At 73.4% G+C, this 286-nt stretch carries 1 protein-coding gene; it reads left to right on the top strand.

What is annotated here, in order from left to right; genetic code table 11:
* Window positions 1-286, top strand: a 286-nt coding sequence (locus tag EN850_RS35830) for a hypothetical protein (protein WP_210238105.1), incomplete at both ends; no start/stop codon positions are given.

Below are 286 nucleotides of genomic sequence, written 5' to 3'. Positions count from 1 at the left end.
AGATCGCCGAGGCGATGACCCGCGGCAAGGGCCTGGGGCTGTCGGGCATGATCAGCCGGCAGCTGTCCGGCCAGGCCGCCGACGGCCCGGCGCTGGATACCCGCGTGGATCCGTCCAAGGCCAGCCGCGCCTACCAGCTCAACGCGCCGGACAAGCCGGCACCGTCGCTGCCGCTGGAAGATGGCAGCCAGGCCGTGCGCATGCTGCAGCAGATGCCGGCCGGCGCACAGCACGGTGCCCAGGCCGCGCTGGCACCGATGGAGCAGGCGCTGGACCTGATCCCCGG

Source organism: Mesorhizobium sp. M8A.F.Ca.ET.207.01.1.1 (assembly GCF_004794715.1).
In the GTDB taxonomy this organism is placed as follows: domain Bacteria; phylum Pseudomonadota; class Alphaproteobacteria; order Rhizobiales; family Rhizobiaceae; genus Mesorhizobium.
Note: the sequence above shows the minus strand (reverse complement) of the source record. Positions and strands in the feature narration are given on the sequence as shown.